The organism is Halobellus sp., from assembly GCF_042218505.1.
Classification (GTDB): Archaea; Halobacteriota; Halobacteria; order Halobacteriales; family Haloferacaceae; genus Haloquadratum.
On record NZ_JBDGQZ010000015.1, the window covers coordinates 1 to 15,744 of the forward strand.

Consider the following 15,744-nt stretch of genomic DNA (forward strand, 5'->3'; position numbering starts at 1 on the left):
GGCCATATCCACTACTCACGCTCTAGCCTAAAGAATTTTTAGCTGACAGTATGAGGGGTCGGTCGACGAGGTCCGGGTCGGGCGAGGAGCGTTCGGGGCGGAACCGACTGACGGGCGGCTCCGTTCGTCGGGCGTGGCAGGGTCGACAGCGTTTCCCCACAGGAGTTCCTGGTGGCGGGTATGCAGGTCGCGATCGTCACCGTCGGCGACGAGTTGCTGGCCGGTGACACCGAGAACACGAACGCGACGTGGCTGGCCCGCCAGGTCGGCGAGCGTGGCGCGACGGTGGCGCGGATGGTCACGCTCCCGGACGAGCGTGCGGTGATCGCCCGCTGGGTCCGGGAGTTCGCCGACGCGTTCGACGCCGTCCTCGTCACGGGCGGCCTGGGCGACACGCACGACGACGTGACGCTGGAGGCGGTCGCCGACGCCCTCGACCGCGAGATGGCCGTCCAGGACGCGGTGCGCGAGGCCGTCGCCGAGAAGGCCCGCCGGTATCGCGAGGACGACCCCGAGCGCTACGAGCGCCACGACTTCGATCTGGATCTGGCGGAGACGGCCGCCCTGCCAGAGGGGGCGCGCCCGCTCCAGACCGAGGCGAGTTTCAATCCGGGCTGTGTCGTCGAGAACGTCTACGTCTTCCCGGGGTTTCCCGAGGAGTTGCGTGCGATGTTCGAGGTCGTGGCCGGGGAGTTCGGCGGCGACGCCGTCTCCGTGGCCGTCGAGACCGCTACCCCCGAGGGCGCACTCAAGGACGTGCTCGCGGGCGTCCGCGAGCGGTTCGACGTGGCCGTCGGTAGCTATCCCGCCCGCCAGGGGAAACCGGGCCGCGTGAAACTGACCGGGACCGACCCCGACGAGGTCGACCGGGCCGCGGCGTGGGTCGCCGAACGCGTCGCCGACCCCGGGACGTGAGACGCCCGCGCTCTCGCTGGCGTCCCGGACGCTGGCGGAAAGCTTTTTTCGAATAGTGTTAAACAGCCAATGAATGGCTGCCTGTAGCCAGTGTGGCGGACCCGTCGGGACCGACGGGACCTACTGCCGCGAGTGCCGGACAGCGGCCGACCGGTCGGACGACGCCGGGACCGCCTCGACCGGGGAAGACGGCACGGAGTTGCCACACGACCGGTACTCCAGGGAGGTGTTCGCGCTCCGTTACCCCCTGGCCAAGGGCCCGCGCGTGGTCGTCGTGAACACGGTGTTGCTCGCGGGCAGTGTGTTCGTCGTCCCGCTGCTGGCGCTGTGGGGGTACGCCTACCGCGTCGGTCGCGCGGCGGCGCTGGGGCGGTCGCACCCGCCCGGATACGGCGACCCGCGCGGCCTCGTCGGCGACGGCGCCCGGTTGCTGGTGGTCGGCACACCGTTCGTCGTCGTGGCCGCGGCCTCGGTCAGGGTCAAACCGTCGCTCGTCCCCGTCGGCCTCGGACCGCTCGCCGGACGGGCCGGCGCGTGGATGCCCGGGCACGTCGCCGGCGGACTCGGGTCACCCGGCGTGACAGTCGTTCTCGACGTCGTCCTCTGGGCCATCCCGATGGCGGCCGTCGTCGTGTACCTCGGGACCGGTCGCGTCACCGACGCCCGCTTTCGGTCGCGCCTGCGCTCGCTGCTGGGGTCGAAACTCTACTGGAAGGGTACGCTCGGGTTTGGGTGGCTCGTGTTGATACTGGTCTTGCTGGTCGGGTTCGGCCTGGTCGGGGCGATGCTCGCGGGCGGTATCGTCTGGGTCGCCGTCGCCCGGTCGGGTCTCGCGCTCCCGGCGCAGTTGGCGACCGTCGCCGACTCGGTTCCGGCCGGTATCGGTCCCGTCGCCGTGGTCATCGCCACGGCGTGTGCGGTGGGGCTCGCCTCCCTCCTCCCGGCGACGGGTGCCTACTGCGGGTACCTCTACCACGAGGCCGCCGGGAAGGGGGTCGTCCCGCCGGCGACTGGGACCGTGACCGACGGCCGTAGTGAGTGACCGACGCCGACGCCGGTGGACGGACGGCGACGGCCGGACGGGCGCGCGCCCCACGCGAGGATCCACAACCGTTTAGTGACGGTTCGATGAGGGTTCGGTAATGCCGTACTGCCAGCAGTGTGGGGGCGAAGTGAGGGAGAGAGAGTGGTTTTGCACGCACTGTGGCGCCGAGCTGGGCGGGACGCGGGCGGCCGACGACGGCCCGACGGAGGGGTCGGGCGGCCGGGGGCCCACCGGGGGCGGACCCGGTCGACGGGGGTCAGGGGGATCCGGCTCGGGCGGTCACGACGCTCCCGACCGGCGACGCGACGGGCCGGGACCGGCCGAGGGTCCCCAGGGGGTCCCGGACGGCCGGCAGAGCCCCGACGGGAGGATCCGGAACGGGAACGCGGGCGGTCACCACGGAGCAGCGGGCGGTCACCGGGAGAGCGGTGACGGCGCGCCGGGCCGCCGGGACGCGGCCCACGGGAGCGGTGAGCACGCCCGGACGGGACCACCCGGCGGCCCGCCGGCGGGGGCGGCCGGGACGGGCGACGGCGAGTCGCTCCACGGGACGAACCCGTTCACCTTCGCGTTCAGCTACCCGGTGTCGAGCGGGTGGCGGCCGGTCGCGATCAGCGGCCTGCTCTTTCTCGGGTGGCTGTTCGTGGTGCCGATGCTGATACTGTCGGGCTACGGCTACCGCCTCGCCCGGGCGGCGGCGCTGGGCCGGTCGCGCCCGCCCGAGTACGACGACTGGGGCGGCCTCCTGGTAGACGGGGTTCGCTACACGCTGGTGAGTCTCGCCCCCACGGCCGCGCTGTACGCCGCAGTGGGAGGTGTCTTCCTGCTGAGCAGGGAGGAGAGCCTGGCGATCCTGCTGGTGCTCCCGGTCGAACTCGTGTTCGCGTACGTGGTGCCCGCAGTGTTGCTAACGTTCGTCGCGAGCGACCGGATGCGCACGCCCTACACCACGCGGCGGGCGCTGGATTTCATGACCACGTTCGAGTATCTGAAGGCCTCGCTGGTCGCCGTCGGCGTCGTCATCGCGCTGGAGTTCGTCGCGCTGTTCTCGTTCGTGACGGTCGTCGGCTGGATCTGGGTGCTCCCCTACGTCGGCCTCGCGATGGCGGCCTACTGGGGGTACGCCTACCACGAGGCCGCCGAGAAAGGCGTCGTCCCGCCCGCGACCGGCACCGTCGCCGGGGGTCGCGAAGGGACACCGGACGGGTCGCCCGCGACCGGGGACTGACGGCGGCGCCGTCGACTCGGGTCCTCATTTGGGATCGTCGGGGTCGCCCTCGCGCCACTCGGGTTCGAGCAGGCCGTACTCGACGCGGTCGACGTAGTCGCCGCCGAGGTAGTAGTAGTCGCGACGTCGCCCCTCCTCGACGAACGCCAGGCGGTCGAACAGCGCCTGTGAGCGGTCGTTGGTCCCGGTCGTGGCCGCCTCCAGCCTGTGGAGGCGCAACTCGTCGAAGGCGTACTCGATGAGCAGTTCGAGCGCTTCGGCGGCAAAGCCCAGCCCCTGGACGTCCTGCGCGAACCAGACGTCGACTTCGGCCCGCCCCATGTCCTGGTCGACGTCGGACAGCGAGCAAAACCCCAGTCGGTCGGCGTCGGCGTCGTCGCCCGAACAGGCGAGCAGTCGCACGGCCTCGTCGTCGCCCTCGACGTACTCCTCGCGGATCGCGTCGATAGACTGCGGGTAGACCCGGGGCATCAGCTGGCGGATGCCCGGGTCGTTGTGGTGGTGCTGGAGAAAGGCGACGTCACTCTCCCCGGGCGGCCGCAGCGAGACGCGCTCGCCGGAGAGAAAGACTGGCCCAGGCATACCGGCCCGATTCGACGGCCCCCGCGAAAACGGTTGCGGTTCAGAAGAAGGTCAACAGACCGAGTTCGATGGCGTAGTGGGCCGCCAGCGCGAGCCACGCCTCGAAGACGAACGTCCCGACCGCCGAGAGGACCGCGAACCGCCGCGGGTCCATCCCGGAGACGCCCGCCGGGACCGTCAGCATACCGCGGGTGAAAAGCAAGGCGTTGCTGACGGGGACGGCGGCCCCGCCCCAGCGGTCGAACCAGCGGTCGAACCGGTCGAGGCTCGACGGGTCGACCCGGAACCACGGTTTCCGGAGGAGCCACTCGCGACCCCCCCGGCGGGCGAGTCCGAACAGGGCGAGTTGCCCGACCGTCGCACCGGCCACGGCGACGACGAACACGAGCGCGACCGTCGGCCAGTGGTAGCCGCCGTCGGTCCGGGCCAGCGCCGTGATGGCAAACGGGACCAGCGCCTCGCTCGGGGCGAAGTACATCAACATCGCACCTTCGAGGACGAAAATACAGAACAGGGCGTAGATGCCGTAGTCGTCGATCAGCCGGCGGGCGAGTGCCGCGTCGCCGAACACGAAGAGGTAGACGCCGACGGCCGCCAGCGCGAAGAACGTCCCCGCGACGACGAGCAGGCCGTAGTCCTCGGCGAACACCCGGACGCGGGCGCCCAGCGTCCCGTCGGCGGCGTCGAGGCTCATCGGTCACCCGTCGGTCTGGCGCGAGTATAGGCGTTGTGGGATGGGGACGGGACCGTGCCACTCGGGCCTGTGCGTCCGGAACGACAAGACACTTGCAACGCGACCCAGTGTGTCCGGGCGCATGCCCTCCATCCAGACGAACGGACTGACAAAGGAGTTCGGCGACGTGGTCGCCGTCGAGGACCTCGACCTCGCCATCGACGAGGGCGAGATCTTCGGCTTTCTCGGCCCCAACGGCGCCGGGAAGTCGACCACGATCAACCTCCTGCTCGACTTCATCCGCCCGACGGCGGGGTCGGCACAGGTCTTCGGCATGGACGCACAGCGCGAGGCCGAGGCCATCCGCGAGCGCATCGGCGTCCTCCCCGAGGGGTACGGTTTCGACGACTACCTCACCGGCCGCGAGTACGTCGAGTGGGCCGTCGAGACCAAAGACGCCGACGCCGACCCCGACCAGATACTCGCCACCGTCGGCCTCGCCGACGAGGCCGACCGGAAGGCCGCTGGCTACTCGAAGGGGATGCAACAGCGCCTGGCCTTCGGCATGGCACTGACCGACGACCCGGACCTGCTGGTCCTCGACGAGCCCTCGACCGGGCTGGACCCCAACGGCATCCAGCAGCTGCGGTCTGTCATCCGCGACCGCGCCGACGCGGGGACGACGGTCTTCTTTTCGAGTCACATCCTCTCGGAGGTCGAGGCCGTCTGTGACCGCGTCGGCGTGATGAACGAGGGGCGACTCGTGGCGATGGACACCATCGACGCGCTCAGGGAGCGCGCCAGCGGCCACGCGACCATCGAACTGGACTGCGTGGCGCCCCCGGACCGCGACGCCGTCGCCGGCATCGACGGCGTCGCCGAGGTCGAGGTCACCGAGTCGACGCTCGTCGCCCACTGTACCGACCCCGCGGCGAAAGTCGACGTCGTCCGGGCCGTCGACGAACGAACCGAGGTGGTGGACGTCCTCGCGGACAACACCTCCCTCGAAGCGCTGTTCAACGAGTTCACCGAGGGCGGTCGCGACGGCCGGGCAGACGCGCCGGCGGGTGAGACGGGGCGTGACGGCGAGGTGGCCCCGTGAGCACGCTGGCGGTCGCAAAGAAGGACTTCAGGGCCGCACGCCGGTCGCGGGTGCTGTGGGCCGTGGCGGTCGTCCTGGGTATGGTCGGCGCACTCCAGGCGTACGTCTCGCGGGGGTTCGACGAGACGCCGACGGCGGTCGTCCAGGAGCTGTTCCGGGCGCTGACGCTGACGCTCGCGGTGCTGTTGCCTATCGTCGCGCTGGTGGCGAGCTACCTCGCCATCGCGGGCGAGCGCGAGGGCGGCGGGATCAAGTTCCTGCTCTCGTTGCCCAACACGCGCCGGGACGTGTTCGTCGGCAAGCTCCTGAGTCGACTGGGCGTCGTCGCCGCGGGCGTGGGGTTCGTCTACCTCGGGGCTATCAGCACGGCGCTCGCCCGCCACGGCGCGTTCCCGGCGGGCGTCGTCGCCGGGACGCTGGGCCTGACGCTCGTCTACGGGTCGGTGTTCGTCAGCGTCGCCGTCTCGCTGTCGGCAGCCGTCGCCGCCCGGAGTCGCGCAATCGCCGGCGCGATGGCGTCGTACTTCGTCCTCGTCGTCATGTACGTCGTCCCCCTGATCCAGGTGCCCCGGATGGTGCGGTTCGTCCACACGACGCTTCTGGGCGCCGACCCCAACCCGGACCTGTACAACGCCGTCCAGTACACGAGCCCATTCGTCGCCTACCGGAAGGCGGCGAACCTCGTGGTGCCGACGGACCTCCGTCGGCCGATATTTACGTCGAGCCTGCCCGACGACGTCGCCTACGGTTCGAGCGAGGCCAACACCGTCCTGCCGCTGTACCTCCAGGACGAGTTCTCGGTCGTCGTCCTGGCGGTCTGGCTGGTCGTCCCGCCGCTGGTCGGCTACTGGCTGTTCGAACGGAGCGACCTCGAATGAGCCGGCGAAACCGGGCGGGCACGGCGCTGGTCGGCCTCGCGGTCGTGCTGTTCGTCGCGCCGGCCCTGTTTCCGGTCGGGCCGGTGCTGGTCCACGACACCCGCGGCTCGGCGCCGGGGACGCCCGCAGAGATACGCGAGCGGGGGATCCCGGTCGTCGCCTACGGGAACCTCTCGGAGCGCGCCCAGGAGCTGTACGTGACGACCCTGGAGAACGGCGGCGAGTACCGCGTCGCCCGCGGCCGGGGCGCCCCGGCGTTCGACTACCCGACGGTGACCGAGGTCAGACGCGCCCGCGAGAACGGGAGCCAGTCGACCCCGGGGAGACTCGTCATCGAACGCCCGGCCGACGACGCGCACCTGCCGCCCGCCGACGAGCGCGCCTACGTCGACCCCGAGGAGGTCGGCGCCGTGGAGGACGGAGAGGTGAACGAGACGCGCGTGGAGCAGGCCCGCGAGCGGGCGCAACGCTACGACCTGGTCGAGACCCGGACCGGCGACCCCCCGCTGGGCTCGACGCCGCAACTCCTGCGGCTGGCCTCGGTTCTCCTGGCGGTCGTCTCGCTGGGCGCCGGCGGCTACCTGCGCTCCTCGAAGTAGTCGACGGGACCGGAGGCGGACGACTTTTACTCGGGGTCGCCGTTGTCCGGATATGGCCAAGTTCGACCCCGAGCAGTTCGAGGACAAGTACGCCAACTACTTCACGGAACTCCAGCGGGCGTACAAGGCCGCGTTCGACACGATGAACGACACCTACGACTCGGAACTGGTCCACGCCATCGACCAGCAGGTCCTCAGCGAGAGCGAACCCTTCTACGAGGGTGACGGCCAGTTCCGCGTCGAACTGCCCGACGAGTCGGTCGAGCGGCTCTCGGGCGTCGTCGCCGACGAGGAGCGCGTCGAGGCGCTGCTCGACCGCTACGTCGACGAGATCGAGGCCGAACTCCGGGCGGTCTTCGCCCTCGAGGAGTGAAGTCAGTGGACGTTTACCGCTCCGGAAGCAAGCCCCGGCCATGACAGCCGAGGAAGAGTCCCCGGCCGACGAGACGTTGCGGTACCTCCGAGCCGCCCTCGACAGCGCCGACGACGACGAGGTGCGGTACCACGTCCGGCAGGCCCTCCAGCACCACATCGTCAGCGAGGACGGGGCGTGACTGGTCGGCCACTCCCGTCGCCGGTCGGGCCGTCCCGGCGGCCGCGCCGACGCGACCGGGCGTGTCGACCGAACGCGGACTCGCGTGTACAGCGGTAGCGCGGCCCACAAGTGATTTAAGCCCGCTGGCGACGTATCCGACCCGTGTTCGTCGGTCACGGTCTCCTCGCGTTCGCCATCGTCGCCCTCGCCGGCGAGCGACTGGGCTGGGACCGGGCGGTCGTCGTCCCGGCGGCGGTTCTCGCCGGACTGTTCGGAACGCTACCCGACGTCGACGTCGTCTACGGACTGGTCGGACTCGTCGAGCAGCCGTCGGGGACCGTCGAGGCGTTCTGGGCGGCCGGCAACCGGGTCCACCGCGGACTCACGCACGCGCTCCCGGTGGGCCTCGTCACCGCGGGCGCGGTCGGACTGCTCGCCGGGCGGGACGCGTGGTCGCTGGCCGGCGGCGCCGTGCTGGTCGGCGTGGTCGCGCTGGCGACGGTCGTCTGGGGCGGACTCGGCGGTCTCGTCGCGACGGCCTTCGTCGCCGGCGCATCCGCGCTGGCCCGGGCGGGCCGACGCCGTGGGCTGACACCGCGGGCGGTCGCCGGCGCGGCGCTGGTCGGCCTCCTGACGCACCCGTTCGGCGACCTGTTCACCGGGTCGCCGCCGGCGATGCTCTACCCGCTTGACGCCGTCGTGGTCGCCGACCGCATCGAACTGGCGGCCGACCCGACGTTGCACCTGCTGGCGGCCTTCGGCGTCGAACTCGCCGCCGTGGGGGTGGCCTTCGTCGCCGCCTGCCGGGTGACCGACCGTCGCGCGGTCGACCAGGTCCGGCGGCGGGCCGCGCTGGGAGTCGTCTACGGCGGGGCGGCGTTCGTGCTCCCCGCGCCGACGCTTGCAGTGTCCTACCAGTTCGTCTACAGCGTCCTCGCCGTCGGAGTGGTCGGCGCCGCGCCTGCCGGGTGGCCGACGGTCCCGTCACTCCCCCGGACGGACGTCTGGCGGGCGGTCGGCACCGCGCTCGCGACCGTCGCCGTCGCCGCCGGGGCCTACGCCGTCGTGTACGTCCTGGTCTGACTGGGCGGAGTGGACAATTGATGTGTCTGCGACACCTACGGAGCGGTATGTTCGCTGGCGGGCTGTCCAAGGAGGTCCTCGAATACGTCGACGAGTGGATCCCGGAACAGAACCACCGACAGAAATCGGAGTTCCAGGCCGAGTTGCAGGAGTATCTCGACAAACGGTTGAACTCGGGCGTCGTCGCGATGGGTATGGGCAACGTCCGCGACGACGTGCCGGTTCGGGTCGACCACGGGCCGGTCGAGGCGGACGTGGTCGCCGGCGACGATATCGGGATCGTCGTGGTCCGCGAACTGGCGAGCGACGCCGCCGAGACGCTGCCCGGGCGGATCGACGCCTACACCGAGGAGTTTTCGATGGTCACGGTCGTCGCCTGTGGCGTCCGGGAGATGGGTCGCTGGGAGGCCGTCCAGGAGGAGTACCGCAGTGACAGTTTCTCCGTCACCTCCGGCCCGGAGGTCCAATTCGTCCACAAGGAGAAAAAACACTTCGGCAAGGACCCGGTCGACCTCGAGGACGACGACAGCTGGTTCGCGAGCTGGTTCTGACGGGCGCTCACACCGCTACTCGGGTTCTTCAAGCGGCGTTCTGTCCCGCGGACAGTAGTCGTAGGCGTCGACGGTCGCCTGGAACCCACAGGTCGGACACTCCTGGACGATTTCGGGTTCGTCGCTTCCAAGTCCCCGAAACAGGAGCGGAACGAACACGAGAAGCGAGAAGACGACGGGCGTCTCGAAATACCACCACAGCGCCACGGTGACCAGCAGGCTACCGACGGCCGCGGTGGCGGCCCGTGACCCGACCATACGACCACTCGGGGCCCGACGTTGAAAAACGTCCAGTACGACGGACGGTGCTATCGATTCTGAAAACTCGGCCGCATGATTGTTACCTTCGAACAGTGCACTACCGGCAGACATGGGTCGATCGCGTCGCCAGTCGTTGGCAGTGTTCGGAGCAGCAATAGTCGCCGGTTGTAGCGGTGGGGGTGAGACGGGTGGAGGCACTGACGCCCCGACCGCCGGCGGAGACCCCGCGAGTGAGACCCCGACGGCCGGCGGGGCAGGAGCCGAAAGCGCCTCGACGCCGCCGTCCGACGCCGACCCGCGGGCCCTCCTGCCGGAACCGCCGGAGGGATGGGAGCAGGGGGAACTCGTCGAACAGACCGCCGACTCGCTCGAATCGGTCGGGGCGGAGGCCGGCTACGGCGCGTTCTACACCGACGCGGACGGTGGCGAATACTTCGTCGAAATCCTCCGGTGGCCGTCGGCCGGCGACGCGGAATCGGCCTGGGAGGAAACCTACTCGGACAGTCCGAGCTGGGTAGTGTACGTCACCCGCAACAACTTCAGTTTCGCGGCGAACGGCCCGGACGCGGACGGGGTCGAAGACCAGGTCGTCACGCTGGTCGGTAACTCGCCAGCACTGACCGACGGATACGTCGACGGGAACAACAGGGTCGGCTGACAGGTCGGGTGTCCGTTCCGGACCGCTCGCTGTCGCTCGCGGTGTGGTGTCGGCAGAAACGTCCGGACGGAGATTTGAACTCGCCGAGACGTTCCGGGCGTGCGCCCTCGCTTCGCTCGGGCGTTCCGGGACTGCGACTCGTCTGCTCGAATCTTCCGTTGCGCACGTTCTCGACGACTCCGACGGTTCGCTCCGCTCACCGTCTTGGACCGTCGAGAACGTCCGGACGGAGATTTGAACTCCGGTCCCTGGCTCCGCAAGCCAAGAGGATAGTCCACTACCCTATCCGGACTCGTCTCCCCGTAGCGGGGAGTCGGCTAAAGGGGTTACGATCCGGCGGGCCCGTCTCAAAGGCGCGATTGAGCCTCGACAAAACCCTTATTTCCGTGCGCAGTCCTGTGGATATGGAACGCAGACACGTTCTCCGCGGGTTCGCCGGCGCGTCCGTCCTCTGGCTGACCGGCTGTCTCGCCACGGAACCGGACGCCGGGACCGACGCGGACACTGACACCACGATGCCCGACGACACCGACACGCCGACGGGGACGCCGACCGACGACGCCGAGCCGTCGGTCACCGACCGGTCGCTGACGGTCACGGACAGTGGCTGTGGCCAGGTGCGCGACGAGGCGACCGTCTCGTTCGACGAGTCGGCGGGAACGGTCACGGTGACCGGCACGGTCTGGGGGAACGACCTCGCCTACGTCGCGCGGCTGGCGTCGGTCAGCTACGAGGACGGCACGCTCACGGTGACGGTGGCGTCCGAGCGGTCCTCCGAGACCGCAGTCGCCGGCGACTGCATCAGCGAGATCAGCTACGAGGCGACGGTGGCCGTCGCGGGTGGGCTCCCGGGGACCGTCGAAGTGGTCCACGTCCACGGCGACGAGCGAACCACGGCCGCGACCGTCGACCGACCGTAGATTTATCACCGGGCGGGCGACCACCGGCGTCCATGTCCGACCGAGTGTGCGCCGGGCGGTCGATACCGGCGCCGGCCGTGGAGAATTCGCCGGACGGGAAGACGAGAGCGGACCAACGACAACGCTTAAGCGGCGAGGAGCCATGCCACAGCCTAGACTGATGGGTGCGATAGAGGACATCTACGCGGACCTGGAGACCGACGTCTCCGAGGAGGAGTTCCGCGAGGCCGTCGAGGAGAAAGTCGAGCAGATGGGTGGCCTCGCCGACGAGGAGACGGCGGCGATGCTCATCGCGCACGAACTCAACGAGGGGGAAGTCGAGACGGTGGCCGACATCGAACCCGGCATGGACGAGGTGAAGTTCCTCGCGAAGGTCGTCTCTATCGGCGAGCTGCGCACGTTCGAGCGCGACGGCGAGGACGAGGAGGGGCGGGTCCTCAACGTGGACGCGGCCGACGAGACGGGGACCGTGCGCCTGGCGTTCTGGGACGAACAGGCCGAGTCGATCGCCGACGGGCAACTGGAGGTCGGAGAGGTCCTCCGAATAGCGGGTCGTCCCAAGGACGGCTACAGCGGGCTGGAGGTGTCGGTCGACAAGGCCGAACCCGACGAGGACGCCGAGATCGACGTCCAGCCCGGCGAGGGCGCGACGGTCGACTCGCTGACGATGGGCCAGTCGGGCGTGTCGGTGCGGGGGATCGTCCTCGACACCGAGTCGGTGCGGACCTTCGACCGCGACGACGGCAGCGAGGGGCGGGTCGCGAACTTCCTGCTGGGCGACGAGACCGGGCGGGTGCGCGTGACGCTGTGGGACGAGCGCGCCGACCGCGCCGACGAACTACAGCCGGGAACGGCCGTCGAGGTCGTCGAGGGGTACGTCCGCGAGCGGGAGGGCGACCTGGAACTGCACGTCGGCGAGGAAGGGGCGGTCGAGGAGACGGACGACGACGTGGACTTCACGCCCGAGACCGACCCGATAGACGGCGTCGAGATAGACGAGGTGGTCGACCTGGCGGGCGTGGTGCGGTCGGCCGACCCAAAGCGGACCTTCGACCGCGACGACGGCAGCGAGGGCCAGGTCCGCAACGTCCGCATCCAGGACGCCACGGGCGACATCCGCGTCGCGCTGTGGGGCGAGAAGGCGGACAAGGAGATCGCGCCCGGCGACGAGGTGTTCGTCGCCGACGCCGAGATCCAGGACGGCTGGCAGGACGACCTGGAGGCCTCGGCCGGATGGCGCTCGACGGTCGTCGTCCTCGACGAGAACACGGGCGCCGGCGCGGCCGCGCCCGACGACGGCGCCGAGTCGGCGAACAAGGACACCGGTCTGGGCGCGTTCACCGGCGACGCGAGCGACGAGAACGATACCGCCGCGTCGGACGACAGCGTCGCCGACGGCGCCGGGGAGACGACGGCCGACGGCGGGGCGACCGCGGCGACCGCCGAGGCGGTCGAGTTCACGGGAACGGTCGTCCAGACGGGCGACCCGGTGATCCTCGACGACGGCGAGGAGACGGTGCAGGTCGACACCGACGCGACGCTGACACTGGGCCAGGAGGTCACCGTTCGCGGGACGGTCAACGACGACCGACTCGACGCCGAGGACGTGTTCTGAACGCTACTCGCGGCGCCCGGGGTCGTGGCTCGCGCCGAGGGCGAGCGCGGTGGCGTGGAGGGCCCACAGCGTGACCAGCGCGGGCGTCGTCGACCCGGAGAGGCCGACGACGAACAGGAGCGGCACGTGGAGGAACGGGAGGACGATGCTCGCCCAGAACGCACCGGCGCGGGCGGTGCTGGCGGCGGCGGCCAGCCCGCGGTGGGAGGCGTCAGCGAGGCCGCCGGCGACATCCCGGCTCGCACGGGCGAGACCCGTGACCGCGGGCAGTCGTCGGCGGAGGGGTTCGGCAGTCAGGTCCATCCCTGTCGGGTAGTGGTCCCCCACCCCTCAAAAACCGGCGAAGGGTCAAACGGCGATTTGAGTGTCAGACGCCACTGGAACCCGTGGACACGTGCCCGAGGCCCGGTGGGATGACGTGGCACGCGCGTTTGGAAAGTCTTAAATTCGGGTCCGGCAAACGGGTGTATGTCTGCCCGGGTGGTGTAGTGGCCCATCATACGACCCTGTCACGGTCGTGACGCGGGTTCAAATCCCGCCTCGGGCGTGTTCTGCGGTAAACAAAGCGACGAGGAGTGCGTCGCGTGTCCTCGGATTTGTGACTCTTGAACTGTCGCCAGCGGGATGTGAATACCAGTAGCCGAACAGCCGTGCAGCGACCGAGAAGAGAGCGCTCACACCCGCCACCCACTTTCTCTGATTACTTCAGTCGACGTCAGCGGCCCCCTTGTGGCATAAATCAGCTATCGACTGTGACCCACTCGGGACTCTCCCACCCGCAGTTGGGACACGCCAGGCGGCGGCGACCGCTGGAGAGCCATCCGTCGCCCCCTTTGAGTCCGACGACGCCGAGGTCACAACCGGGACACCGGCCGCGGCGGATCCGCTCTTCGACGTACGTGGCGTCGAGATCAGAGTCCTGATCGGCCTTCGCCTCCGCTGGACTCGTCTCGATACGGATGTTCCAGGGGCTGTCGACGCGCTTCGTCGGGACCGTCCCGTGAGCGCCGTGTCCGTCGCCTTCCATCCGGCGGACGTGAGAGGTCAGATTCGTGACGTCGACTTCGACATCGCAGTAGGGGCACTCGATGCGCATACCGTTCATTGCACAGCACGCGAAAAGGAGGTTGTGGCTGGTCTCGACCCGAACGTGGACGACGCAGTTCCGTGGCGGGGAGTGAGCGATCACAGCCCAGCCAGGACCGCACCGATCCCGACGCCGACGAGCGCCGTCACGAGCGTCCCAGCAGCGTCGATGGCGGCCAGCCGATGCCGTCCGTTCGCGGCCGCCTCAGAGACGTTGACGGCGAACGACGAGAACGTCGTGAACGCCCCGCAGAAGCCCGCCCCGGCGACGGTCAGGATTTGCTCCGGTGCCGCCGACGTGACGAGCGCGCCGAGCGCGATGCTCCCGACGACGTTGACCGCGAACGTGCTCGATCGTCCCCCGTCGAGCGCGACGTCGACGCCGTACCGCGCGAGCGCGCCGAGCGAGCCGCCGACCCCGACGAGGAGTGCGTCCGGAAGCGCCGCGAGCCAGGTGGTCACGTGAGTCGCCTCCCGAGAGCCAGGCCTGCGAGTACGGCCGCGAACCCGAGCGCGTAGTTGGCACCGACGTTCGCCAGTCCCCATACTGGGCCGAGCGAGACGGTCTGGACCGCGAAGGTGCTGTAGGTGGTGAACGACGACAGCAGGCCGGTCGCGAGGAAGTAGCGGAGCCGCCGCGATCGAACGACGCCGACCGACGCCGCCAGCGCGAGACTCCCGAGGACGTTCACCGCCAGCGTGCCGACGGGCGCCGACCCCGGGACGGCCACGCCGACGGCGTAGCGACACGCCGCGCCGACGAACCCGCCCAACGCGACGAGGACGGGAATCAGCCTGTCGGTCATCGCTCCTGCGTCACACCCCGGCGCACTCGTCAGTTTCAGTCGCGTCCTCCGGGATCGCTGTCGCGGCACGCGGACTCGATCCGCCGTGAGGCGTGTCTCGCGCTCGGATCGCGACCGTGCGGACCGCCTCCGCAGTGTCGTCGATCACGAGCGCCTCGCCGGACGCGGTCGGCAGTGCGTCAGTAACGTCGTCGTCGAGGTAGGCCGGGTCGGCCGCCGTGAGCGCGCGGACGTCCGCACCGGCAGTCAGTCGGTGGACGATCCGGAGATCCGACTGGGAGACCGCCACCTCGGGGAGCGCGCTCGGTCGCTGGGTGGCCGCGACGAGCGAGACGCCCGGCGCGCGACCGCGCGTGAGAACCCGCCTGAGGGCGGCGCTGGCGACTCCCTCGAAGAACACGTGCGCTTCGTCGACGAGGAGCCACGGGAGGCGCTGGCCTCCAGATTCACTGAGCGGCGGTGCGTTGCCCCCACGACCTATCCGGACTCGACACGCATAGAGCGCGGCTGTGACACCCGTGACGACTGCGTTCGCCGGCGCGTCGTCGAGTCCCGAACAGTCGAGCACTGTGGCCTCGCCGCCCATCAGTTCGCTCGCGTTTAGTCCGTCGGCGGCGAACGCGTCCCAGGACGCGGCGCGCCGGAGGCGGTTCGTCGCGGCCCGCCGAACGCCGTCAGTCGCGCCTGATTCCGTGACGACCGCCTGCATCCCACCGAGGGTTCCAGCCTCGGCCGCAGCGTGCCACACGAGCGCACCGACGGGACTGTCGGGGTCGCTGCCAACCAGTGCCGGCCACCTCGACGGCGGGACTGCGTCGGCTCGGATTGTCGGTTCGTCGATGACTCGGGCCGGTACCGGTGCCCCGTCGGCTGTATCCGTCAGTCCGCGGAAGACGCCCATCGGATCGACGACGACCGGGGCGATGCCCGGCGCGCGCGCCGCCGCCTCGGCGAGCACGCCTAGAGTGTAGGACTTTCCGTAGCCTCGCTTTCCGACGACGAGTGTGGCGTGTGGTCGATCGAGGTCGATCCCGACCGCAGCACCCCGACTCCCGTCCCGTGCGCGGTGATCGCCGAGGCGACCGACCGGTCCGCCGTCGTCGCAGTCGGCCCGGCCAAGCACTTCTGCGTGCATCGGGGACTCTGGTTGCCCGATCGTATATAAACGACCGCCCGTTGATTCATATACGAACACGAGGCCAGAGCG

General features: G+C 70.0%; 21 protein-coding genes and 2 tRNA genes. 14 read left to right on the top strand and 9 right to left on the bottom strand.

Annotated elements, in window-relative coordinates; translation table 11 throughout:
* Window positions 1-180: 180 nt before the first annotated feature.
* The 3 genes from ABEI27_RS03985 (at window position 181) to ABEI27_RS03995 (ending at window position 3,188) form a co-directional block, all read left to right on the top strand.
* Entirely contained in the window at window positions 181-915 is a 735-nt protein-coding gene (locus ABEI27_RS03985; RefSeq protein ID WP_375798121.1) for a competence/damage-inducible protein A, read from the top strand.
* Window positions 916-988: 73 nt separating this feature from the next.
* Window positions 989-1,957 (top strand): DUF4013 domain-containing protein, encoded by a 969-nt coding sequence (locus ABEI27_RS03990; protein WP_375798122.1) that lies wholly within the window; start codon window positions 989-991, stop codon window positions 1,955-1,957.
* A gap of 100 nt (window positions 1,958-2,057) precedes the next feature.
* On the top strand, window positions 2,058-3,188 hold the full coding sequence (locus tag ABEI27_RS03995; RefSeq protein WP_375798123.1) for a DUF4013 domain-containing protein: 1,131 nt from the start codon (window positions 2,058-2,060) through the stop codon (window positions 3,186-3,188).
* Between the two features lie 24 nt (window positions 3,189-3,212).
* Here ABEI27_RS03995 and ABEI27_RS04000 read toward each other — a convergent pair whose 3' ends face one another.
* Window positions 3,213-3,770: a GNAT family N-acetyltransferase gene (locus ABEI27_RS04000; protein ID WP_375798124.1), complete on the bottom strand. Its 558-nt coding sequence runs from the start codon at window positions 3,768-3,770 to the stop codon at window positions 3,213-3,215.
* Window positions 3,771-3,810: 40 nt separating this feature from the next.
* Window positions 3,811-4,464, bottom strand: a complete 654-nt coding sequence (locus ABEI27_RS04005) for a DedA family protein (RefSeq protein ID WP_375798125.1) — start codon at window positions 4,462-4,464, stop codon at window positions 3,811-3,813.
* 121 nt (window positions 4,465-4,585) lie between these two features.
* Between ABEI27_RS04005 and ABEI27_RS04010 the strand changes: the two genes are divergently transcribed.
* From ABEI27_RS04010 to ABEI27_RS04040, 7 genes are all read left to right on the top strand, one after another.
* On the top strand, window positions 4,586-5,545 hold the full coding sequence (locus ABEI27_RS04010; protein WP_375798126.1) for an ABC transporter ATP-binding protein: 960 nt from the start codon (window positions 4,586-4,588) through the stop codon (window positions 5,543-5,545).
* A complete protein-coding gene (locus ABEI27_RS04015; RefSeq protein ID WP_375798127.1) occupies window positions 5,542-6,423 on the top strand; it encodes an ABC transporter permease subunit in 882 nt (293 codons plus the stop codon). Before ABEI27_RS04010 ends, ABEI27_RS04015 begins: the two co-directional genes overlap by 4 nt.
* On the top strand, window positions 6,420-7,022 hold the full coding sequence (locus ABEI27_RS04020) for a hypothetical protein (RefSeq protein ID WP_375798128.1): 603 nt from the start codon (window positions 6,420-6,422) through the stop codon (window positions 7,020-7,022). The genes ABEI27_RS04015 and ABEI27_RS04020 overlap by 4 nt, the downstream gene beginning before the upstream one ends.
* Before the next feature lie 52 nt (window positions 7,023-7,074).
* Window positions 7,075-7,395: a DUF5783 family protein gene (locus ABEI27_RS04025; RefSeq protein ID WP_375798129.1), complete on the top strand. Its 321-nt coding sequence runs from the start codon at window positions 7,075-7,077 to the stop codon at window positions 7,393-7,395.
* 40 nt (window positions 7,396-7,435) lie between these two features.
* On the top strand, window positions 7,436-7,576 hold the full coding sequence (locus tag ABEI27_RS04030) for a hypothetical protein (RefSeq protein WP_375798130.1): 141 nt from the start codon (window positions 7,436-7,438) through the stop codon (window positions 7,574-7,576).
* 143 nt (window positions 7,577-7,719) lie between these two features.
* Entirely contained in the window at window positions 7,720-8,640 is a 921-nt protein-coding gene (locus ABEI27_RS04035; protein ID WP_375798131.1) for a metal-dependent hydrolase, read from the top strand.
* Window positions 8,641-8,687: 47 nt separating this feature from the next.
* Complete coding sequence (locus ABEI27_RS04040) at window positions 8,688-9,191, top strand: hypothetical protein (protein ID WP_375798132.1); 504 nt, start codon at window positions 8,688-8,690, stop codon at window positions 9,189-9,191.
* 15 nt (window positions 9,192-9,206) lie between these two features.
* Here ABEI27_RS04040 and ABEI27_RS04045 read toward each other — a convergent pair whose 3' ends face one another.
* Entirely contained in the window at window positions 9,207-9,449 is a 243-nt protein-coding gene (locus ABEI27_RS04045) for a hypothetical protein (RefSeq protein ID WP_375798133.1), read from the bottom strand.
* A gap of 136 nt (window positions 9,450-9,585) precedes the next feature.
* On the opposite strand from ABEI27_RS04045, the gene ABEI27_RS04050 reads away from it, so the two are divergent.
* Window positions 9,586-10,110: a hypothetical protein gene (locus ABEI27_RS04050; protein ID WP_375798134.1), complete on the top strand. Its 525-nt coding sequence runs from the start codon at window positions 9,586-9,588 to the stop codon at window positions 10,108-10,110.
* 219 nt (window positions 10,111-10,329) lie between these two features.
* Here ABEI27_RS04050 and ABEI27_RS04055 read toward each other — a convergent pair.
* Window positions 10,330-10,402 (bottom strand) — tRNA-Arg (locus ABEI27_RS04055).
* A 112-nt stretch (window positions 10,403-10,514) separates the two neighbouring features.
* On the opposite strand from ABEI27_RS04055, the gene ABEI27_RS04060 reads away from it, so the two are divergent.
* Together ABEI27_RS04060 and ABEI27_RS04065 are read left to right on the top strand one after the other, a co-directional pair.
* Window positions 10,515-11,030 (top strand): hypothetical protein, encoded by a 516-nt coding sequence (locus ABEI27_RS04060; protein WP_375798135.1) that lies wholly within the window; start codon window positions 10,515-10,517, stop codon window positions 11,028-11,030.
* A gap of 160 nt (window positions 11,031-11,190) precedes the next feature.
* A complete protein-coding gene (locus ABEI27_RS04065) occupies window positions 11,191-12,645 on the top strand; it encodes a single-stranded DNA binding protein (protein WP_375798192.1) in 1,455 nt (484 codons plus the stop codon).
* Window positions 12,646-12,648: 3 nt separating this feature from the next.
* On the opposite strand, the gene ABEI27_RS04070 is transcribed toward ABEI27_RS04065, so the two are convergent.
* Window positions 12,649-12,948: a hypothetical protein gene (locus tag ABEI27_RS04070; RefSeq protein ID WP_375798136.1), complete on the bottom strand. Its 300-nt coding sequence runs from the start codon at window positions 12,946-12,948 to the stop codon at window positions 12,649-12,651.
* A gap of 171 nt (window positions 12,949-13,119) precedes the next feature.
* Between ABEI27_RS04070 and ABEI27_RS04075 the strand changes: the two genes are divergently transcribed.
* A tRNA-Asp gene (locus tag ABEI27_RS04075) sits at window positions 13,120-13,192 on the top strand.
* Between the two features lie 192 nt (window positions 13,193-13,384).
* Here ABEI27_RS04075 and ABEI27_RS04080 read toward each other — a convergent pair.
* From ABEI27_RS04080 to ABEI27_RS04095, 4 genes are all read right to left on the bottom strand, one after another.
* The gene (locus ABEI27_RS04080) at window positions 13,385-13,741 is read right to left on the bottom strand and encodes a hypothetical protein (protein WP_375798137.1); all 357 of its coding nucleotides are present in this window, start codon (window positions 13,739-13,741) and stop codon (window positions 13,385-13,387) included.
* A gap of 89 nt (window positions 13,742-13,830) precedes the next feature.
* The gene (locus ABEI27_RS04085; protein ID WP_375798138.1) at window positions 13,831-14,193 is read right to left on the bottom strand and encodes a fluoride efflux transporter FluC; all 363 of its coding nucleotides are present in this window, start codon (window positions 14,191-14,193) and stop codon (window positions 13,831-13,833) included.
* The gene (locus tag ABEI27_RS04090) at window positions 14,190-14,537 is read right to left on the bottom strand and encodes a fluoride efflux transporter FluC (protein WP_375798139.1); all 348 of its coding nucleotides are present in this window, start codon (window positions 14,535-14,537) and stop codon (window positions 14,190-14,192) included. The genes ABEI27_RS04085 and ABEI27_RS04090 overlap by 4 nt, the downstream gene beginning before the upstream one ends.
* 10 nt (window positions 14,538-14,547) lie before the next feature.
* Window positions 14,548-15,672 (bottom strand): ATP-binding protein, encoded by a 1,125-nt coding sequence (locus tag ABEI27_RS04095; RefSeq protein WP_375798140.1) that lies wholly within the window; start codon window positions 15,670-15,672, stop codon window positions 14,548-14,550.
* Window positions 15,673-15,744: the final 72 nt, after the last annotated feature.